Genomic DNA, 20,567 nt, shown 5'->3' with positions numbered 1-20,567 from the left:
TCGAAACGCGCCGTCCGTGGCGCGATTCTCCTCGCCCCTGCGTCCATGCAGGAGCGTTTCTGTGTTTCATGGCATAATTTCTACAGTATCTAAGCAGCTTCGCTATTCGCACGTGGGGAAGCTGTGTGTGCCGGTCGGGCAGCTGGGGCTTGCATCATTACATAAAACAAGATGAAAATCATCATACGTATTTTGAGGGAAATACGAAAAAATCCTACCATTTTGTGCAAAACCACATATTTAATAGAAAGATTTACATAAAGATTATTAAGAATATAGTATTGAGCTCTTAGAAAAATAGTACTATACTAAATTCGTCTGATGAATTCAGACTTGAGTATAAATAATAATATGATTAAAAGGTCAAAAGGTATCATAAGATAGGAGGAAATAAAAAACTATGTCTTCAAAAAAAGGTACGATGAAAAAGAAATTGGAAAACATGCATTTGGGTGAAAGAATCAACTATGGTTACAGAATGGTTATTACCATGATGCTTATTTCGGGACTGCTTTCGATTGCGGTCATTGGTGTGTTGTTTTTCAATATGTTAGACTATGTAAACAAGGTAAATGCTTCTGATCAGGCGGTTAAGATATGCAGAATAAATGTAACTGCAGCGGCAAGAGATATAAGAGAGATGGCACTTAATCCTGACAAATCAACATATGACGACTATGAGCAGAGTGCAAAAGCTTTGCTCGAGGATGTTGATGTGCAGTTAAAAACAATAAAAAAATCAGGTGTTGTTCCGGAGAATAAGTATAATGAATATTCAAAGGCTCTTTCTGACTGGGCGAATACCGGATACTCAATCATGGATAAGATTAAAGCCGGACAGAAGGATGGGGCTGTTGATCAGATTATCAATGAGTGTACACCAAAGTTAAATAAACTTGTTGAGCTTGCAAAGAAAATCGACACGCTGACTGACGCAAGAAGCCATCAGGCAGTTGTAAGGACATATGTATGTGCTGCAGTCGGACTCATAGTCATCATTATCTGTCTGACATGTGCATGGCAGTTGACAAAGAAAACAGGAAAGATCGTACTTGATACAATCCTTGAGCCGTTACATGCAATCGAGGATGTGGCAAAGGAGCTGACAGAAGGAAATCTTCACAGCACACTTGATTACCGTTCAGAGGATGAAATCGGTAGATTGGCACACAGCATGAGAAAGTCTATCCGTATTCTCGGCTCATATGTGGATGATATAGACAGGTCGATGAAGCTCTTTGCGGACGGACATTTTGATGCACAGCCGGAAGTAGAGTGGAGAGGCGATTTTGTAGGTATTTTACATTCATTTATGGAATTTGAAAAAAGTATGGCAGTCACCATAAAGGGAATCCAGAATGTATCAAGCGAGGTTTCAAGTGCGGCAGAGCAGGTAGCTGCAAGCTCAAATGACCTTGCAGACGGTGCAACCAATCAGGCTGCAGTTGTAGAGGAACTGACAGCGACAGTTGCGGGAGTTTCAGAGCAGGTGGAGCAGAATTCAGAGAGTGCAAAGGAAATCAGTGGAAAAGTGGATGAGCTTGGAGGTGCAATTTGGGAAAGCAATGGAAAGATGCAGGAGATGGTTGCATCTATGCATGAAATAAACGAAGCTTCTAAACAGATTGACCAGATTATATCAACCATTAATGAGATTGCATCACAGACAAACCTGCTTGCATTAAATGCTTCTATTGAGGCAGCAAGAGCAGGGGAGGCAGGAAAAGGCTTTGCGGTTGTGGCAAATCAGGTAAATATGCTTGCCGATCAAAGTGCACAGGCTGCAAAGGAATCAGCTGCGCTTATAGAGACATCTGTGCAAGCTGTTGAAAAAGGCATGAATATTGCAGAGCAGACAGCCTCACAGCTTGAAGAAGTAGCAGAGAACTCTAAGGTGATTACAAAAGAGGTGATTAATATAGCTGATACACTGGAGACCCAGACCAGTGAGATCAAGCAGATTAACGAAGGAATTGAGCAGATCAATGATGTTGTACAGACCAATTCAGCAACATCACAGGAGTGTGCGGCAGCCAGCCAGCAGATGAGCAGCGAGTCTGAAAATCTGAGTGAAATGATAGCGAAATTCAAAATCTCAGACATTGAAGAGTAATATAATAGAAGGTGAAATTTAATAATGGCTTTTGATGCATATAAAATACTTGACGAGCTGAAAACAGGAAGTATGATTGATTTAATTGCACCTTGTATGGATGATTATCTGTATATTATAGATTTGAAGAATGATACACTGAGGATATCACAGTCAGCGGTAGATCGTTTTATGCTTCCTGATAAATTTATAAATGATGCAACAAAGCATCTTCGTACATTGGTTTATGAGAAAGACCGTAAGCTGCTCGAAAACCACAAGCGTAAAATATATGATGGAAAAGAAAAAAGGTACAACGTGCTATGTCGTTTGATTAGCAGGAAGGATTCACCGGTATGGATTAGCTGCCGTGGGGAGGTAATCAATGATGATGAGGGAAAACCGCACTATATTATCGGCTGTATGAATGAGACAGGAACAAGGCAGAGAGCTGACAATATCAGTGGGCTGTTAGGTGAAAAGGAGATGGCGTCATATCTCTATTCACAGCCTAAAGAGAAGCTGTCAGGCTATTTCATTCAGATTGGAATTGACGATTTTGGGATAATCAATAATGTTCATGGACAGATATATGGCAACTACATACTTAAAAGAGTGGCTGAATGCATAGCAGATTGTCTCTCAGGCGGTCAGAAAATATATCATCTTGTTACAGACAAGTATATGCTTGTGGATATGTTGAGCAAATCGCAGGATGAGGTGGTGCAGTTGTTCAAAAGGATAGGTGAAAAAATTGATGAGTTTATAGTTGATGAAAACTATAAATCAATCTTTTCGGTTTCTGCCGGAGTGACAGATATATCAACACTGGCAGAGGGAGCAATAGAGTGCAGGAAAAAGTCGGATTTTTCTTTAAAATGCGCAAAAAAAAGAGGCGGAGGAAGCCTTTATTTCTTCGAGGAAGAGGATTATAAAGCGTCATTGCGCAAAAATACCATCCTGAGTGCGCTTCGTAGCGCAACTGTAAATGATTTTGAAGGCTTTGAGGTATATTACCAGCCTATCTTAGATAGTGCTGATCGAATAATCGGTGCAGAGGCACTTTTACGGTTTTTCATGCATTCGGATGAGGGCGATGAAATGATTTCCCCGGTTGAGTTTATTCCTTTACTGGAGGAGAGCAGGCTCATCATTCCGGTTGGAGAGTTTGTATTGAACGAAGCAGCAAAAATGTGCCGTGAAATGCAGCAGTATATTGCGGATTTCAGGGTAAATATCAATGTATCATATATACAGATTATGCGTGGAAGTATGGCAAATAAAATCCTTACTGCTATCCAGGCAAACAATCTGAGACCTGAATCAATCTGTATCGAAATGACAGAGAGTGGATTTATGGATATGACGCCATGTTTTTGCAGCTTCAGGAAAAAGCTTGATGAGAATAATATCCAGTTTATAATAGATGATTTTGGAACAGGCTATTCAAATCTTCGCTATATCAGTGAGATGAACCCGGACTATGTAAAGATAGATAAGGATTTTACGGCAATGGCAATGCGCAGTGAAAAGGACCATGAGCTGTTCAGAAAGATTATAGAGATGGTTCACAGTGTAAATATAAAAATCTGCATTGAGGGAATTGAGAAGGAAGAGTGGGCTTGCGCAATGAAAGAAATCCATGTAGACTATATGCAGGGATATCTGTATGGCAGACCATGCGAAAAAGGCGTGTTTTTAAACAACTATGTGATATAAGGAATATTTTCCGGGAGTTACAGACAAAAAGAATGCCAATGAAATATTTGAAAGAATATTTAAACGAACAGAAAAGTTAAACATCAAGGCATTGGGCAACAGGAGGCAAATCACATGCAAAATTCCAAAGAAAAAACTCTTTCCCAAAGGATTACAGAGAGAATTATCAAATACATACTGGATGAAAACCTGCAGCCGGGTGATAAGCTTCCGAACGAAACCGTAATGTGTGAACGGCTGAATGTTGGAAGAAGCTCTCTGCGTGAAGCTATGCGAGCACTCTCATCACGTAATGTAATCACCATACGCCAGGGCTCCGGTTCATATGTTTCCTCCACTCCCGGGATAATTGATGATCCTTTCGGTCTGACCTTTGTTGAAGATAAACAAAAGATGATTAAAGATCTGATGGAAATCAGATTTCTAATCGAACCATCCATAGCTGCCATGGCCGCTATCCGTGCAGATGAGACAGATATAAAAAATATCCTTACTGCATGTGAAAATGCCGAAAAATTTCTTCTTGCAGATAAAAATCACACAGAAAAGGATATAGCATTTCATACTGCTATTGCCTTAAGCAGCAAAAATATAGTTGTTCCAAAGCTGGTTCCTATCATCAACAGTTCAATTCCTCTGATCAGTGAGTCTAAAGAATTCACCCTACGGGATGAAATCATCGAAACTCATCGTGAAATTGCAGATGCAATTGCAGCCCACGATGCCGTCCGTGCCCACGATGCGATGTATCTGCATCTGATCTACAACCAAAAGCATATAAAATCCACAAATTAATGACTGTCCGGTTATCACCGGCCACACTGCGATGTGACCGGCAGTACTATATTTTATGGTTCTGGCGCTTGAAATAGTCGCCCAGCAACCTGTTTACGTTATACATCATAAGGCATTTGGGATGTAATGTCAAAACATTGGTAATGATAAAAAGGCCTACAATAGTTACTACAACATAAAGTTAACATATTATTATAAAAGAAAGAAGGATGAAATTATGTATGAAATGAAACCAGAATATTATATCGGAATAGATATGATTGATGAAGAGCACAAGCAGTTATTTAAATATGCAGATGAAGCATATGAACTGCTGCATGACGAGTTTACACCGGATAAATATGATAAGATGGATATCATATTGGAGAAGCTGCGCGACTACACAGTAAAGCACTTTGCTGACGAGGAGCAGTACATGGAATCAATCCATTACAAGAAGATGTTTACACAGAAGGTTCAGCATATGGAATTTGTACAAAAGCTGGATGAGTTCATTGAGCATCACAGTGATGAGGAGATAGATCAGGATGAGCAGATAATGGGAATCCTCAAATATCTCACAGACTGGCTGATAAACCATATCCTGTACGTGGACTGCCAGATACCAAAACCGCAATAAAGTACCTGAGTTTTAGCAAAGAGTAAGGACCGCAGGTCACCGCCTGCCGGGGGCAACGCACACACTCCCCGTAAGCGAATAGCGAAGCGGCTTAGATACTGTAGAAATTATGCCATGAAGCACAGAAACGCTCCTGCATGGACTCAGGGCGAGGAGAATCGCGCCACGGAAGGCGCGTTTCGACGGTTTCGTCAAGCATAGAAAGACTGTAAGCATAATTTCGTACAGAATCTTAGCAGCGCAGCGTAGCTTACGGGGAGTGTGTGCGTTGCCCCCGGCAGGCGGTGACCTGCGGTCCGAATTTTATAGAAAAATATAGCGTAAACAGCATAAGTTTGGTATAATTTGGATATGAAGAATAAGCGAAGATTTGCAATGGTCTCAGTTGCAGTAATCGTAGTAGCACTGCTCCTCGAGGCGGGAATTTTGAAATATGTAAATGACGCAAATGCATATAGGGTATCAAAGGTGCTTCTGGATCGTGTTGTCACTGTGCTCGATAAAAATGACCAGAGTGAGGAGGAGCTTATAGAATCGTTAAAGGACGATTATATAGTCAGGGCAAAGGCAGTGTCATATATCGTAGATGCAAAGCCGCAGGTAGAAAATGATGTGGAGGAACTGCAAAAGATAGCAAAGCTGATGTCGGTAGATGAGATACATCTGTTTGATGAAACCGGTCGTATAACCAGTGGCAGTGTGCCAAAATACTTTGGCTATAGCTTTGATTCGGGGACGCAGATGTCATATTTTAAACCGATGCTCACCGATAAGAGTCTTACGATGTGTCAGGATGTCACACCGAATACCTCAGAGGGCAAGGCGATGATGTATGCCATCACCTGGAATGAGGCAGGTACAATGATGGTACAGGTGGGCTTGAAGCCACAGAGGCTCTTGGATGAATTGAAGCAGAATGAGATTTCCACAGTGGTTTCTGATATGCCTGTATACAATGGCATGGAAATATACGTGGCAGATGCAGATACCGGGCTTATTAAAGGAGCCACAGCTTGTGACAAAATAGGAAAAACCTTTAATAATTTAGGTATTCCGACAGATATTAAGGAAAGTGATAAGCCTACGGTAAGGCAGGTGAGCGTAAACGGTACCGGCTGCAGATGCGTAATCAGAAGAGATGACAAATATATAGTGGCCGTCACCATTGAAAGATCCTTTTATATGACAAACAGCGTAGTGGCGATGCTTTTGGTGGGCATATATCTGATACTCGCATCATGCTGCATGGCGTATATGTTTTCAAAGATTATGAAGGAAAAATATGAGAAAGAAAAGCTGCTGTATACATCAAATACCGATGAGCTTACAGGATGCTTGAACAGACATGCTTATGAGACAGATATCAATAAGCTTGATTTGAAAAAAGAGTGGATATATATATCACTTGATTTAAACAGTTTAAAGCATGTAAACGATACATATGGACATGCTGCGGGTGATGAGATGATTTGCGCAGCCGTAGCATGCATGATGTCAAGCTTTGGTGAGTTTGGCAGGGTGTACAGAATAGGCGGAGATGAGTTTGCTGTGATAATCACACAAAAGCCGGATGAGCTTGATGCAATGAAAAATGAGTTCGACAGCAGCGTAGCAGGATGGAGAGGAAAACTAGTCGATTCCATGACCATCTCATACGGCTGTGTAAGCAGTCTGGAGGAGGACTGGGAGCATGTATACGATATTGCGAAGGAAGCTGACAGGAGAATGTATGCAAGCAAATCACGCTATTACAGTGACAGCGGCATAGACAGGAGAAAATAAATTAAAAAAGATTCCATCATTCCGAATATGGTATTGATGGAATCTTTTCATTTATAGATATAAGTATTCTGTTAGTTATGCTTACCTGACCAGCTTTTCCGCATAATCAAGTGCATCCACGATATTCTCATGGAAATTCTCTTTACCGACAAGCTCGATAAAACCATCCTTTTCCATGACATGCATAGGCTGTTCATTGACATGTGAAAAAATGAGTGTGATATTCTTGCGCTTGGCACGGTTAAAAAGCTCATGGAGCGATTTCATGGCGCTGGCATCAATCGCAGGAACACTTCTCATACGGATGACAACAGCCTTTGTGTGATGATGACTGTTGATATTAAGTATCTGGTCTGCTGCCGCAAAAAACATAGGTCCGCATATCTCAAAAACACTAATAGAGTGTGGGATATCGCGCAGTTTTTCAGCCTCTCCCGGTGTGATATCAGGCGAGTCGGTGTATTTCCATGCTTTGATATCGGCAGTTTCAGCCATACGCTTCATGAAAAGCAGTGCAGCAAGTACAACGCCAATCTCGATAGCCACCACGAGGTCAAAAAATACTGTCAGGAAAAATGTAGCAACGAGCACGATGATATCGCTCTTTGGCGCACTCTTGCACAGGCGGAAAAATGATTCCCAGTCAGCCATATTTGCAGCAACAACAAGCAGAACAGCAGCAAGCGTTGTCATAGGGATGAGCGCAGCAAGAGGCATGAGTACGAGCAGTATTATTGTGAGCGTCACGCAGTGTGTGATTCCTGCTATAGGTGTGCGTCCACCGTTTCGCACGTTTGCAGCAGTTCTTGCAATAGCACCGGTCGCAGGGATTCCACCGAACAGTCCTGAGAAGATATTTCCAAGTCCCTGGCCTATAAGCTCTGCATTTGATTTATGTGTATCTCCAATCATTCCATCGGAAACAACAGCCGAAAGCAGAGACTCAATTGCTGCAAGCACGGCTATGGTAAATGCCGGTGAGAGCATCTGCTGTACGAGCTTCATAGATATAGCCGGTACATGGAATTTTGGAAATGACGAGTTGAGCTGACCATATACACTTCCTATGGTATTTACATCAAGCTTTGCAAAATACACAATTGCCGTTGTGACGATTATTGCAACGAGTGATCCCGGGATTTTGTCGGTCACCTTAGGCCAGATGAGCATGATTGCAACAGCCACCAATCCGATAACTGTTGCGGTTACATTGATAGTGCCTATGTGTTTTCCATAGGCGATTATTTTGTCCAAAAATTCGGATGGTACGGATTTCATCTGAAGTCCGAAGAAATCCTTTAGCTGTCCGACAAAAAGTGTCACAGCGATACCACATGTGAATCCTGTAGTGATTGTGTATGGAATGTATTTAATCAGAGAGCCGAAACGACATATACCCATGATAACAAGTATTATTCCGGCAAGTATTGTTGCCACAATCAGTCCGTCAGTGCCGTATTCGGCAACTATTCCGTATATGATGACTACAAATGCAGCGGTCGGTCCGCCAATCTGCACACGGCTTCCGCCGAAAAATGAGATGAAAAATCCTGCTATTATAGCTGTGTATAGTCCCTGCTCAGGTCCGACACCTGAGGCAATCGCCAGTGCTATAGATAGCGGCAGTGCGATGATGGCTACAATGATTCCGGCTATGATATCCTTTATCAGCTGCGCCTTTGAGTAGCCCTTCATCACATCAAAGAGCTTTGGTCTTAATTCGTTCATTATCTGATTTATCCTTTCGGTAATTATAAAATATTTATTAAAAAAATATAAACGCGCAGTTCAAAATTTTATCACTTTAGTTATGGCTTTTCAAGTGGAAAATAAATAATTAGTGAAACAGCTCTACCACAAATACTGCCACACAGGAAGCCACGGCCACGGTTGTAAGCCCCTTGCCCTTTAATGCAAATATCACAGCCGCGATAAGCCCTGCTGCGGCACCAACCCACCAGTTAGTTGCATAAAACACTGCCGGAATAGTCATGGCAGTTAACACTGCATATGGAATATAGTATAGAAAAGATCGCACGAAGCTGTTGTTGATCTTTTCTTTTATTGCGATAAAAGGAATGACGCGGATCAGATATGTGGAGCCCGCGAGTATGAGTAAATATATAAAAAATACACTGTTTTTCATTATGTAAAATCTCCTTATATGCTTATTATCAAATATTTAATAAATCATTCCTTATCAGTATCATCTGCAACCGGAAAAAGCAGCGAACCTACAACAGCAGCTGCAATAGCTACAACTGTGATAGTGATACCGCTTGAAATCCTTGACAAAACCGGTATGTAGTAAAACATGCAGCTAAGCACAAGTGCAAGCACCACAACAAATACGATCGCCCGTGATTTCTTCATCTCAGGAACCACGATGGCCACGAACATTCCATAAATAGCAAGACTGAGCGCACTCATAAGCCTATCCGGCAATATACTTCCCAGTATAGCACCTATCAGCGTACCGACAGCCCAGCCGATGTATGGAAGAGTTGACAGCCCAGCAAAAAAGCTTCTGCTCACAGAATCCTCCTGGCTTGCCACGGCAAAAATCTCATCGGTCATCATAAATCCGAGTATCCATCTTGAAATTCCGCTAAATCTGGAATCCGCCTTCTGACCAACCGAAATCGACATAAAGGAATATCTTATATTAATAGTAATCTGCGAAATAAGCATCTGGAAATACTGTCCCGGATGCATCATAATTCCGATGCCTGCAAACTGTCCGGCAGATGTGACAGTGGTCATCGAAATGAGCACAGCCTGCCACCAGGATAATCCATATGACACCGCCATAATTCCAAAAGTAAATGAAACTGACAGATATCCGAGCGCAATAGGGATTCCTGCTGTCAGTCCTCTTTTATAGTTTTCCATTCTAAATTCTCCTTAGTATATTACAACAACATGTTATTCTAGCACAAATTTCATGAAAATGCACTTTCAAATTGTTTTTGGAAACTACACCTGTTATGGTGCTGTGTTATTGTTCACATTATAGTGTGACCTAACCTTAAAATTATGATAAAATAATAAGTAGATGGTCAAATGGTATCATCAATACATGTAATTCGATGTATACCTTAGTGAACCGCATGTCATAAAAATTAGAGGAATGGAAAAATGAAAGTTGTAGTAGCGATTGATTCATTTAAAGGAAGCATGACCAGCATGCAGGCCGGGATGGCATGTAAAGAAGGTATATTGGCGGCAATACCGAAAGCAGATGTGGTGGTCAGACCACTTGCAGATGGCGGCGAGGGAACTGTAACCGCTCTGGTAGAGGGCATGAATGGCACATATGAACATGTTGATGTAACAGGTCCCATGGGACAAAAGGTGCGCGCGGTATATGGAATACTTGAAGATAATACTGCTGTTATGGAAATGGCAGAAGCATCAGGAATAACGCTTGTTGATGGTGCTCTTGATCCATGGAAAGCTTCATCCACCGGGGTTGGAGAAATGATTCTTGATGCAACTCGTAAAGGCTGCCGGAATTTTATAATCGGAATAGGTGGAAGCGCAACCACTGAGGGCGGCATAGGAATGCTGTCGGCGCTCGGCTATGAGTTCTATGATGAGGATGACAATATTCTTCCACCGGTATTTGGTTCGCTTGCAAGAGTAAGAAAAATCAAGGCTGATAAAGTGTCGGAAGAATTAAAGCAATGCCATTTTAAAATAGCCTGTGATGTTACGAATCCGTTGTGTGGTGAGCTAGGGTGTGTATACATTTTTGGAAAGCAAAAGGGTGTACAGGAACATGAAAAAGCACAGATGGATAAAATGATGAGACAATATGCAGACTGTGTTGAGAAATTCGCAGGAAAACATTATAGCGATATACCGGGTGCAGGCGCTGCCGGAGGTCTTGGATTTGCGTTTCTATTTGGACTCGAGAATGTGGAGCTTAAGTCCGGAATAGATATAGTGCTAAACGCCATACAGCTTGACAAGGAATTGAAAAATGCCGATATCGTAGTGACCGGAGAGGGAAGACTTGATGGTCAGAGTGCCATGGGAAAAGTGCCTGTCGGAGTAGCAAAAGCAGGCAAAAAAAATGGATGCAAAGTTATTGCACTTGCGGGAAGCGTTACTGATGATGCAAAGGCATGCAATAAAGAAGGTATTGATGCGTTTTTTCCTATTATAAGAGGGGCAACAACGCTTAACGAGGCTATGGATATCAAAAATGCTCAAAAAAATATGAAAAACACTGCAGAACAAGTTTTCAGGCTTATTGACATCAGCTCGCTTATGGAATAATATATGTTAGTAAAACTATCGTTACTGTTTATACTATTTATAATATGTGGCAGTAACAAATCATGCGTGGTGCAGGGCAGGGATGAAAAGCCCTGTATATCATAGAATATTTCAATATAAAAGGAGAAAAGCAATGGCTAAGGAGAAAAAATTAGTAGAGGCCATCACTTCCATGGAGGAAGATTTCACACAATGGTATACAGACGTTGTGAAGAAAGCAGAGTTGATGGATTATTCATCTGTAAAGGGATGCATGATCTTTAAGCCCAATGGTTATGCCATCTGGGAGAATATACAGAAAAATCTCGATGCAATGTTTAAAGAGACAGGTGTAGAGAATGTATACATGCCAATGTTCATTCCGGAGAGCCTGCTCCAGAAGGAAAAGGATCACGTAGAGGGCTTTGCACCTGAGGTTGCATGGGTCACACAGGGCGGACTTGAGACACTTCAGGAGAGACTTGCAGTAAGACCTACATCAGAGACACTTTTCTGCGAGCTTTTCAGCAAAACAGTACAGTCACACAGAGACTTACCAAAGGTTTATAATCAGTGGTGCTCAGTAGTGCGCTGGGAGAAGACAACACGTCCATTCCTCCGCTCATCAGAGTTCTTATGGCAGGAGGGACATACTGTTCATGCAACAGCCGAGGAGGCAGAGGCACGTACAGTACAGATGTTAAACATCTATGCGGATTTCTGTGAGAAATACCTTGCAATCCCTATGGTAAAGGGAAGAAAGACAGACAAGGAGAAGTTCGCCGGAGCAGAGGCTACCTATACAATAGAGGCACTCATGCATGATGGAAAAGCACTCCAGTCAGGAACCTCACACAACTTTGGTGACGGCTTCCCTAAGGCCTTCGGCATCCAGTACACAGACAAGGACAATAAATTACAGTACTGTCATGAGACATCATGGGGCGTTTCAACACGTCTTATCGGAGCAATCATCATGGTTCACGGAGATGACTCAGGACTCGTGCTTCCACCAAAGATTGCACCAACACAGGTTATGGTCATTCCAATCCAGCAGCAGAAGGACGGCGTACTTGACAAGGCATACGACCTCAAGGAAAAGCTCTCAAAGGATTTCCGCGTGAAAATCGATGCAACCGATAAGACACCTGGCTGGAAATTCGCAGCACAGGAGGTTCAGGGAATCTCAACACGTATCGAGATTGGACCAAAGGATATCGAGAAAAACCAGTGCGTTATCGTTCGTCGAGACACAAGAGAGAAAATCGTTGTCTCACTCGATGAGGTCAATGAAAAGCTCGCAGAGGTACTTGAGACAATGCAGAATGACATGCTTGAGAAGGCAAAGGCATTCCTTGCAAGCCATATAAACGATGCACACGACTACAATGAGTTCAAGGCAATCGCAGAGACAAAGCCTGGCTTTATCCGTGCAATGTGGTGTGGAGACGAGGCCTGCGAGAACAAAATCAAAGAGGACACAACTGTTACAAGCCGTTGTATGCCATTTGGTGACCAGGAGCAGATTTCCGACGTATGCGTATGCTGTGGAAAGCCAGCGCACAAGCTAGTATACTGGGGCAAGGCATACTAAAAATTCGCGCCTAAATTCCCGTATATGAATGTTACAAGCCTCGGCGTAGTACCGCTACGCCTGCGTTTGTAATCATCCGTCTACGGAAATTTATTTCGCGAATTAATCATTACTTTTGTATATTATTATGATAAACAGCTCGCCGGAGGGGCGCATTGACGCAGTATACGGCTGTGGCGCATGCTCGATTTACGACGTGTTGTGTGTGAGAGTTAATGCCACCTGCGGCTGAAGCTGGCGCAAAAAATACTCGTTCAAGCGTAAGCGCGTTTGATTTTTTAGCGCCTAATAAGCTCTGCCGCAGGAGGTATTTACTCTCACCAGACTAAGGAGTTATGAGAGCATGTGTCACAGTCGTATGCTGTGGCAATGTGCCTCTCCGGCGAGCGTCATTTAGAATAAAAAGGAGAAAATGCAGATGCGCATAGATTTACCGCAGAATGTCAACTTCATAATAGACAGGCTCTACGAGCATGGCTTCGAGGCATATGCGGTAGGTGGATGCGTGCGTGATAGTCTCCTTGGCAGGACACCGCAGGACTGGGATATCACCACATCTGCAAAGCCTGCGCAGGTCAAAGCGATATTTGACCACACCATAGACACAGGTATCCAGCATGGCACAGTCACGGTCATGCTGGAGCATGTGGGCTATGAGGTCACCACCTATAGGATAGACGGAGAGTACGAGGATGCACGCCATCCAAAGGAGGTCACCTTTACCTCCAATCTGAAGCTCGACTTAGAGAGGCGCGACTTCACAATCAATGCCATGGCATATAATCACAGGGCAGGGCTCGTCGATGAATTTGATGGCATAGCAGATTTAAAAGCACATGTGATCAGATGTGTGGGCTGTGCACACGACAGATTCAGTGAGGATGCACTCAGGATGTTTCGTGCGGTGCGATTTGCAGCCCAGCTTGGCTTTGATATAGAGGCACAGACCAAAGCTGCCATAAAAGAGCTTGCACCTGCCATGTCAAAGGTCAGCGCAGAGCGAATCCAGGTGGAGCTTGTGAAGCTTCTGACATCAGACCATCCGCAGATGATGAGAGATTTGTATGAGCTTGGACTCACAGCGGTGTTCATGCCGGAGTTTGATGTGATGATGCAGACACCTCAGCACAATAAGCACCATATGTACAGTGTCGGCGAGCATACGCTTCATACCTTGGAGCATGTGCGAGCGGACAAAATCCTAAGGCTTACAATGCTGCTTCATGATGTGGCAAAGCCGGTGTGCATTACGACAGACGAGGAAGGCCAGAATCATTTCAAGAAGCATCCTGTTGTGGGAGCTGATATGACAAGAAAGATACTCAGGCGCCTTAAGTTTGATAACAGGACTACAGACTGCTGCTGTAAGCTTGTAAAAGAGCATGATGACCGTCCGGCCATCACGGAGCGCAACGTGAGGCGTGCCATGAGCCGCATAGGGACAGAGCTTTTTCCACTGTTATTTGAGGTGAAAAGAGCCGATACACTCGGACAGAGCATGTATAGGCGCGCAGAAAAGCTTGAATACATCGCAGAATATGAGCGTGTATACAGGAAAATCCTTTCAGACCACCAGTGTGTATCCAAAAAGGAAATGAAAATAAATGGCAGCGACCTGATTAAAATGGGAGTAGAGCCGGGACCGAGGCTTGGCGATATCCTGGACAGGCTTTATGAACAGGTGCTTGATGACCCGTCGCTCAATGAAGCACAAAAACTTAAAGAGCTTGCGAATAAAATAATAACCTCTCTCATATGATTAAAAAGCATCTGAATAGTTATGATGTATTAATCATATGAGGGGGGATTTTTTTGTATAATCAGCCGGAAGTGGCTTTGGAAAATTATGAGCTTACAGTAAGCAGGATAATAAAGGGAAGAGGGGCATATATATGTGATACAGGCATCGGGCAGAAAATGCTCGTGCCGTACAGAGGGCATGAGCAAAGGGCATGCACCCTGCGGGATACGCTGGCATTTATCCAGAGAAACGGCATGGATGTGGAGCAGATATCACAGACAAAGGAGCAGTGTATCATATCGCGAGACAACTGTGAGGCCGCATACATATTAAAGGATTACAGAGCAGGCAGAGAGTGCAGCACGGACAGCATAGATGATATGCGTGGCGGCAGCAGGGCATTGGCGCAGCTGCACAATATACTGGAAAAGTATCCGCTGCCTTCGGATATGGAGGTAGAAAGTCTGCACGAAAAAGCTCAGCGCAAATGTGCGCAGATAGTAAAGCTTAAAAACTACATACTGCGTCACAGCAAGACAAATGCCTTTGAGCATCTGTTTTATGAATGCTATGAGCGATTCTTAGAGCAGGGGCAGAAATCGGCGGAAATATTGTGTGAGCTGGAAAATAGTAAAAAGTCGGTTCCGATATACTGTCACGGAGCCTTCAACCAGCACAATGTCGTGTATACACAGTCCGGAAGATGGCTCCCTGTCAATTTCGAGACCATGCATCCGGGATATCCGGAAACTGATATTGCGGAGTACATGCGCAAGATGCTCGAAAAAAATCACTGGGATACAGCGGTTGCAGATGCAATTCTCGACAGCTATTGCAGCGTAAGAAGTCTTGATGATACATCAATGAGGCTGCTTGGAGCATTGCTTTTGTTTCCTGAAAAATTTTGTAAGCTCTGCAATCACTATAGCAACTCGCGCAAGTCATGGGTATGCGACCGCGATGTGGATAAGCTTGCACAGCTCATACAGCTAAGCGGGGAGCGCGAGGAGTATCTGCATGCCATAGTGTAAACAGTGATGAACATATATAGTAAATTTAATTGAAAAGTAAATGACTATACGATATATTATTATTGTGGAAAACGTTTAAAGCCGGCTATTGGCCATGATTGATGAAATACAAAAGAGAAAAGCATATTATATAAATCAATAAAGGAAATACAGATGAAGAAATTCACAGGATTATTTTGTGTGTTCTGCATGCTTATGCTGTCACTTGCAGCATGTGGAAAAACAGACACTGATGATGGTGTAAAAAAATTCTATAACAGCATGAATGATACGACGGAGGCCGTGGGAGAAAGCACGCAGTCCGGTTTGGAAACTGCTGCGGCGGAAAACGGAAAGTCCGTCAAGAAAAATTCAGATATTCTCATAGTATCGGACATAAACAGTGCCAACGAGACAATCAGGGTATACAATTACTCGACAGGAGTGCAGTATCAGTATTACTATGGACTGACCACCGGCTTTTTCGACAAATATGGCAATCACATGTCAGTTTCGGACATACATCAGGGTGATGTGGTTGACATATCAGGGGCAGATTCAGATGGCAAGGCAAAGCGTATACAAAAATCCGATAAGGTGTGGACAAACGACACAGTAACCAATTTTTCTGTGGATAAGGATAAGAGCGTGCTTGAAATCGGAAGCAGCAGCTACAGGCTGGGTGAGCGCACCATGATATTTTCAGGCTCGGAAGTCATAGATACTGACAGCATCACGGCGCAGGATAAGCTGTCTGTTGTCGGGATTGACAAGGATATAGTGTCAATTTCTGTCACAACAGGGCACGGCACACTGCAGCTTAGCAACACATCGCTGTTTGAGGGCAGCTTTTTGCAGCTCGGAGACAGGATATTTGCGGAAATCACTAAGGATATGTCGCTTGATGTGCCGGAGGGCAGCTATACGCTTGCCGTGGCCAACAACGGCTGGGGAGGCAGCACGGATATTGAGATAAAAAGAGGCGAGACCACAAAGGTCAACTTAAATGATTTAAAGGGTGAGGGACCTAAAAAGAGCAGCATACTTTTCGAGGTTGACGTGCAGGGAGCGAAAATATATGTCGATGGCAAGGAAATAGACTATACGAGCCCTGTTGAGATAACCTACGGAAAGCACACGCTTAAGGTAACAGCTGATGGCTATGACACCTGGACGAGGACACTTTACGTGAACTCAAAGGAGGCCACCATACAGATTACGATAAATGACAATGCGGATAGCACGGGCAGCGATGCATCAGGCAACGGCAACAACAGCACGGCCACCGCACAGACTCCTTCCGAGACAGCCTCAGAGAGGGCAGATGAGAAGGACAATCAAAGTACATCTCAAGGCACCACCGGCAGCTCACAGAGTACAAATTCATCACAGGGAACAGACAGCAAATCCTCTGACAGCTCGGGAAATAGTCTGACAAATAAGGATATATCCGATTATCTTTCTACATTAACCTCTTTATTAAGCTCAAAGTAAGGTTTTAAGAATGGTAAAAGTACATAAAAGCCTAGGAAATAGCGCATTTTCCTTGACAAACCCCATAAAAACAAGTATATATATTCTTGTAGGTAATTTGGGAATACAGCTCGAATTATATAAATTATGAAAATCCAGAGGAGGAATTTTATCATGAACAAAGCAGATTTAGTTGCAGCTATGGCAGAGAAGGCCGGAGTATCAAAGAAGGACGCAGAGGCATCTTTAAAGGCATTCACAGATGTTGTTGCAGAGGAGTTAAAGAAAGGCGAGAAGATCCAGTTAGTTGGATTCGGTACTTTCGAGGTATCTGAGAGAGCAGCAAGAACAGGAAGAAATCCACAGACTGGCGCTGAGATGACAATTGCAGCATCTAAGGCTCCTAAGTTCAAGGCTGGAAAGGCTTTAAAGGATTCTCTTAACTAATAAGTTAGACTATCTGGAGTAGAAGAATGGGTGAAGTCTTTAAGGCTCCACCCATTTTTGGCTATATCCCTTGAATTATATTAATAGTTATGAATTGGTTTATTAAAACCAGACACAGAGGTAACAATGAGATTAGACAAATTTTTGAAGGTATCGCGTCTGATAAAGAGGCGTACCGTGGCAAATGAGGCATGTGACGCAGGACGTGTCACAGTAAACGGCAGACCGGCAAAGGCATCTGTAAATGTCAAGGTCGGAGACATAATAGAGATAGCATTTGGACAAAAAACAGTCAAGGTCAGGGTATTAAATCTCCTTGACACAACAAAGAAGGAAGAAGCAAAAGATCTTTTTGAGTATATATAGGTAATATTTTCATGAATCCCGGCATATATTTACATATGTGATTCCACAGATGGCATGTATATGTGCGGCTGTCTATGGAGCATATTAAAAAATATGTGAGGGACAGGGAATGGAAGAAATATCAGGCACAAAGAGTCATAAGCTTATCTTGAATAATCGCAGAACAGGCAGCTTTACAGGCATTTTGGATGTGCTCTCCTTTGATGTGGGAGAGATACTTTTGGAGACGGAGCTTGGCATGCTTGACCTAAAGGGCAAGGATCTTCACGTAAACAGACTAAACCTTGAGAAGGGAGAAGCCGATATAGAAGGTGAGATAGACATGATTACGTATTCGAAGGTACCGGAGGTGACCGGAAAGAAGGATAAAATGTTTGGCAGGATATTCAGATAAGCACCTAAGGAGGAATAATGAGTAGACGTCGTGCAAAGAGAAGAGGCGGAGCTTTAAGTGTTTCTATCATAGTTATTGCATTTCTTGTGGTTATGGTAGTCCAGGTTGTGCAGCTAAAGCAGAAGGAGGCGGCATATGCCGCACAAAAGGCACAGCTGGAAAAGCAGTACACCAAAGAATCGGAGCGTGCTGATGAGATAGAAAGCATGCAGCAGTATATGCAGAGTGACCAGTACATAGAGGATATAGCAAAGAGCAAGCTGGGGCTTGCGTATGACAATGAAATAATCTTCAAGGAAAAGGACAAATAATTTTTGAAGAGATAGTTGCGCTTTTTCGTCAAAACCTTCATTTTTGACCACATATAATCGTTGAAAAAAGATGGAGGCAAAAAGATGAGGAGTGCAAATTTAAAAAAAGCTGTGTGGGGGCTTATGGCATTTGCATCCACACTGGTGTGTGTGATGGATTGTTATCCGCTGATACCGGCAGTGTACGGAGTTTATTGTCTGAGCAGTGAGCATACGATTATTTTTTACATAGGATTAATTATTGGAATGGGATACTTTATATCGATACCGTCGATATGCAAGTATCTCTTTATTATTGCGGTGATTTGCTTTGGAGTGAGGCTTTTCGTGAGAAAAAGCGCTAAAAACGGATGTCTGATAACAGCCGTTGTAGCAGCCTGTGCCACGGCGGGGATGAATCTGTCGGTAGCATTTCTGGGGAAGCCTGATACGGATGAGCTGGTGCTGGCTGTAGCGGAGAGCCTTGTTGTGTTTTCGATGGCCTTTGCACTGTGCAGGGCATGCGAATACTTAAGGACCTTTGGGCAAAATGAAAACCCGGTCATAGCAAGGCTTCTGCCCGACAGGGAGGAGGCATTTGCCACAGCGGTTTCAGGACTTTCGGGCATTATTTCGACTGCAAATGTCATGGCTGTAAAATGTACGGCAGATAAAATCCCTGATGAGAGTGAGAAAATACAGCTTGAGGTGACAGGCAGGCTTTGCGCATGCTGTGAGGGCTGCAGTGTGTGCTGGACAAGCGGGGCTTCGATTTCAGACGGTATAAAAATGCTTGCTGATGCAGTGCGCAAACGTATGAAAACAGAGGAAATTGTGCAAAACAGATATGTGGAGGGCTGCCCGCACTATACGCGCATGGTGGAGGCCGCTACAGAGGCATTTGCCCGTATTGAGCTAAATGAAGCCTGGTACAGGCGCCTTACGGAAAACAGACGCGTCATAGCCGCACAGCTTGACGCTATGGCAGAGCTTATGGAGGATTGGTGCAGGGCTGAAAAATGCATAGATAAAAAAAGAAGGCTTCGCCTTTCAAGAGTTTATGTATATACGAAAGAGGCCGGTATACAGGTGGAAAATGCCCATATTTATGAGAATGTAAGGCAGCAGATATGTATAAAGGCGGATGTCTGCACCAAGGCAGATGGCGGGATTGAAATTTCAAGGTATGTACAGTCGGTTTCGCGCGCCATGGGAGTGAAGCTTAGGCAGGCGCAGGGGACTGTTTCGATAATCTCCGACGAGAGGACATCTATTGTGCTGTACGAGGAGAATCAGTTCTATGCGCTTTCCGGAGTGGCGACCAAAAAGAAAACAGGCTCTCAGGCAAATGGCGACAGCTGCAGCATGTTTCAGCTGGATGATGGCATGTATCATGTGTGTGTATCCGATGGTATGGGCTCGGGCAAGCAGGCGCAGGCTGAGAGTACTCTGGTGGTGGATTTGCTTGAAAAGCTCTTAGAGGCAGGCTTTAGCAGGGAAAGTGCCCTAAAGCTGATGAACTCTGCCATGGTCATATCAGCGGGCGAGGAGTCCTATTCCACGGTTGATTTTGCCACAATAGACATGTACACAGGTGAGCTTGAGCTGACCAAAACAGGTGCAGCACCGTCATTTATCAAATCAGGGAAAAAAGTAAGTGTTATAGAAAATGAATCACTCCCGGCGGGAGTCGATGCAGCTCAGGAGAGCATACACTCAAAAAATACGCTTCAAAGTGGCGATTTTCTTGTCATGGTGACGGATGGTGTGCTAGAATATCTGCATGTGAAGGACAAGCAGGAGAAGCTTATGGATATCATCGCAGGCGTCAAAGGTGACAATGCCGGCGTGCTGGCGCAGGAAATTCTGGACAGGGTGCTGCTTGACACAGGCGGATACGCCATGGATGATATGACGGTTGTTGCAATAGGAATCTGGGAAAAATAATGATTAGACGGACAAAAGATTATATTTTGGAAAAC

General features: G+C 43.4%; 18 protein-coding genes. 15 read left to right on the top strand and 3 right to left on the bottom strand.

The window, feature by feature from the left end:
* Positions 1-400: 400 nt before the first annotated feature.
* The 5 genes from ACW6PM_RS05895 (at position 401) to ACW6PM_RS05875 (ending at position 7,007) form a co-directional block, all read left to right on the top strand.
* Positions 401-2,113 (top strand): methyl-accepting chemotaxis protein, encoded by a 1,713-nt coding sequence (locus tag ACW6PM_RS05895; protein ID WP_456056537.1) that lies wholly within the window; start codon positions 401-403, stop codon positions 2,111-2,113.
* 24 nt (positions 2,114-2,137) lie between these two features.
* Positions 2,138-3,811: an EAL domain-containing protein gene (locus ACW6PM_RS05890; RefSeq protein WP_456056536.1), complete on the top strand. Its 1,674-nt coding sequence runs from the start codon at positions 2,138-2,140 to the stop codon at positions 3,809-3,811.
* Between the two features lie 114 nt (positions 3,812-3,925).
* Positions 3,926-4,606, top strand: coding sequence for a FadR/GntR family transcriptional regulator (locus ACW6PM_RS05885; protein ID WP_308668062.1), 681 nt, complete (start codon positions 3,926-3,928; stop codon positions 4,604-4,606).
* A gap of 217 nt (positions 4,607-4,823) precedes the next feature.
* Positions 4,824-5,225, top strand: a complete 402-nt coding sequence (locus ACW6PM_RS05880) for a bacteriohemerythrin (protein ID WP_012741422.1) — start codon at positions 4,824-4,826, stop codon at positions 5,223-5,225.
* Between the two features lie 351 nt (positions 5,226-5,576).
* A complete protein-coding gene (locus ACW6PM_RS05875; protein WP_456056535.1) occupies positions 5,577-7,007 on the top strand; it encodes a GGDEF domain-containing protein in 1,431 nt (476 codons plus the stop codon).
* A gap of 81 nt (positions 7,008-7,088) precedes the next feature.
* On the opposite strand, the gene ACW6PM_RS05870 is transcribed toward ACW6PM_RS05875, so the two are convergent.
* From ACW6PM_RS05870 to ACW6PM_RS05860, 3 genes are all read right to left on the bottom strand, one after another.
* Complete coding sequence (locus ACW6PM_RS05870) at positions 7,089-8,735, bottom strand: SulP family inorganic anion transporter (protein WP_456056534.1); 1,647 nt, start codon at positions 8,733-8,735, stop codon at positions 7,089-7,091.
* 109 nt (positions 8,736-8,844) lie between these two features.
* Positions 8,845-9,153 (bottom strand): AzlD domain-containing protein, encoded by a 309-nt coding sequence (locus tag ACW6PM_RS05865; protein ID WP_117685362.1) that lies wholly within the window; start codon positions 9,151-9,153, stop codon positions 8,845-8,847.
* 44 nt (positions 9,154-9,197) lie between these two features.
* Positions 9,198-9,899, bottom strand: a complete 702-nt coding sequence (locus ACW6PM_RS05860; RefSeq protein ID WP_456056533.1) for an AzlC family ABC transporter permease — start codon at positions 9,897-9,899, stop codon at positions 9,198-9,200.
* Positions 9,900-10,145: 246 nt separating this feature from the next.
* Between ACW6PM_RS05860 and ACW6PM_RS05855 the strand changes: the two genes are divergently transcribed.
* The 10 genes from ACW6PM_RS05855 (at position 10,146) to ACW6PM_RS05810 (ending at position 20,532) form a co-directional block, all read left to right on the top strand.
* On the top strand, positions 10,146-11,291 hold the full coding sequence (locus ACW6PM_RS05855) for a glycerate kinase family protein (protein ID WP_456056532.1): 1,146 nt from the start codon (positions 10,146-10,148) through the stop codon (positions 11,289-11,291).
* 133 nt (positions 11,292-11,424) lie between these two features.
* Positions 11,425-12,864 (top strand): proline--tRNA ligase, encoded by a 1,440-nt coding sequence (proS, locus tag ACW6PM_RS05850; RefSeq protein ID WP_456056531.1) that lies wholly within the window; start codon positions 11,425-11,427, stop codon positions 12,862-12,864.
* A 418-nt stretch (positions 12,865-13,282) separates the two neighbouring features.
* Positions 13,283-14,623 (top strand): CCA tRNA nucleotidyltransferase, encoded by a 1,341-nt coding sequence (locus ACW6PM_RS05845; protein ID WP_456056530.1) that lies wholly within the window; start codon positions 13,283-13,285, stop codon positions 14,621-14,623.
* Between the two features lie 53 nt (positions 14,624-14,676).
* Entirely contained in the window at positions 14,677-15,636 is a 960-nt protein-coding gene (locus tag ACW6PM_RS05840) for a hypothetical protein (RefSeq protein WP_456056529.1), read from the top strand.
* 153 nt (positions 15,637-15,789) lie between these two features.
* Positions 15,790-17,109, top strand: coding sequence for a PEGA domain-containing protein (locus ACW6PM_RS05835; protein ID WP_456056528.1), 1,320 nt, complete (start codon positions 15,790-15,792; stop codon positions 17,107-17,109).
* A gap of 153 nt (positions 17,110-17,262) precedes the next feature.
* Positions 17,263-17,535 (top strand): HU family DNA-binding protein, encoded by a 273-nt coding sequence (locus ACW6PM_RS05830; RefSeq protein WP_015515594.1) that lies wholly within the window; start codon positions 17,263-17,265, stop codon positions 17,533-17,535.
* A 126-nt stretch (positions 17,536-17,661) separates the two neighbouring features.
* Complete coding sequence (locus ACW6PM_RS05825; RefSeq protein WP_441365289.1) at positions 17,662-17,901, top strand: S4 domain-containing protein; 240 nt, start codon at positions 17,662-17,664, stop codon at positions 17,899-17,901.
* 109 nt (positions 17,902-18,010) lie between these two features.
* The gene (gene yabP / locus ACW6PM_RS05820; protein ID WP_012741438.1) at positions 18,011-18,295 is read left to right on the top strand and encodes a sporulation protein YabP; all 285 of its coding nucleotides are present in this window, start codon (positions 18,011-18,013) and stop codon (positions 18,293-18,295) included.
* Positions 18,296-18,312: 17 nt separating this feature from the next.
* A complete protein-coding gene (locus tag ACW6PM_RS05815) occupies positions 18,313-18,606 on the top strand; it encodes a septum formation initiator family protein (protein ID WP_308500123.1) in 294 nt (97 codons plus the stop codon).
* Positions 18,607-18,690: 84 nt separating this feature from the next.
* Positions 18,691-20,532, top strand: coding sequence for a SpoIIE family protein phosphatase (locus tag ACW6PM_RS05810; protein WP_456056527.1), 1,842 nt, complete (start codon positions 18,691-18,693; stop codon positions 20,530-20,532).
* The last annotated feature ends 35 nt before the right edge of the window (positions 20,533-20,567 follow it).

It is taken from the genome of Agathobacter sp. (assembly GCF_977054825.1).
The sequence above is the reverse complement of the archived record's forward strand: the minus strand, read 5'-3'. Positions and strand labels throughout refer to the sequence as shown.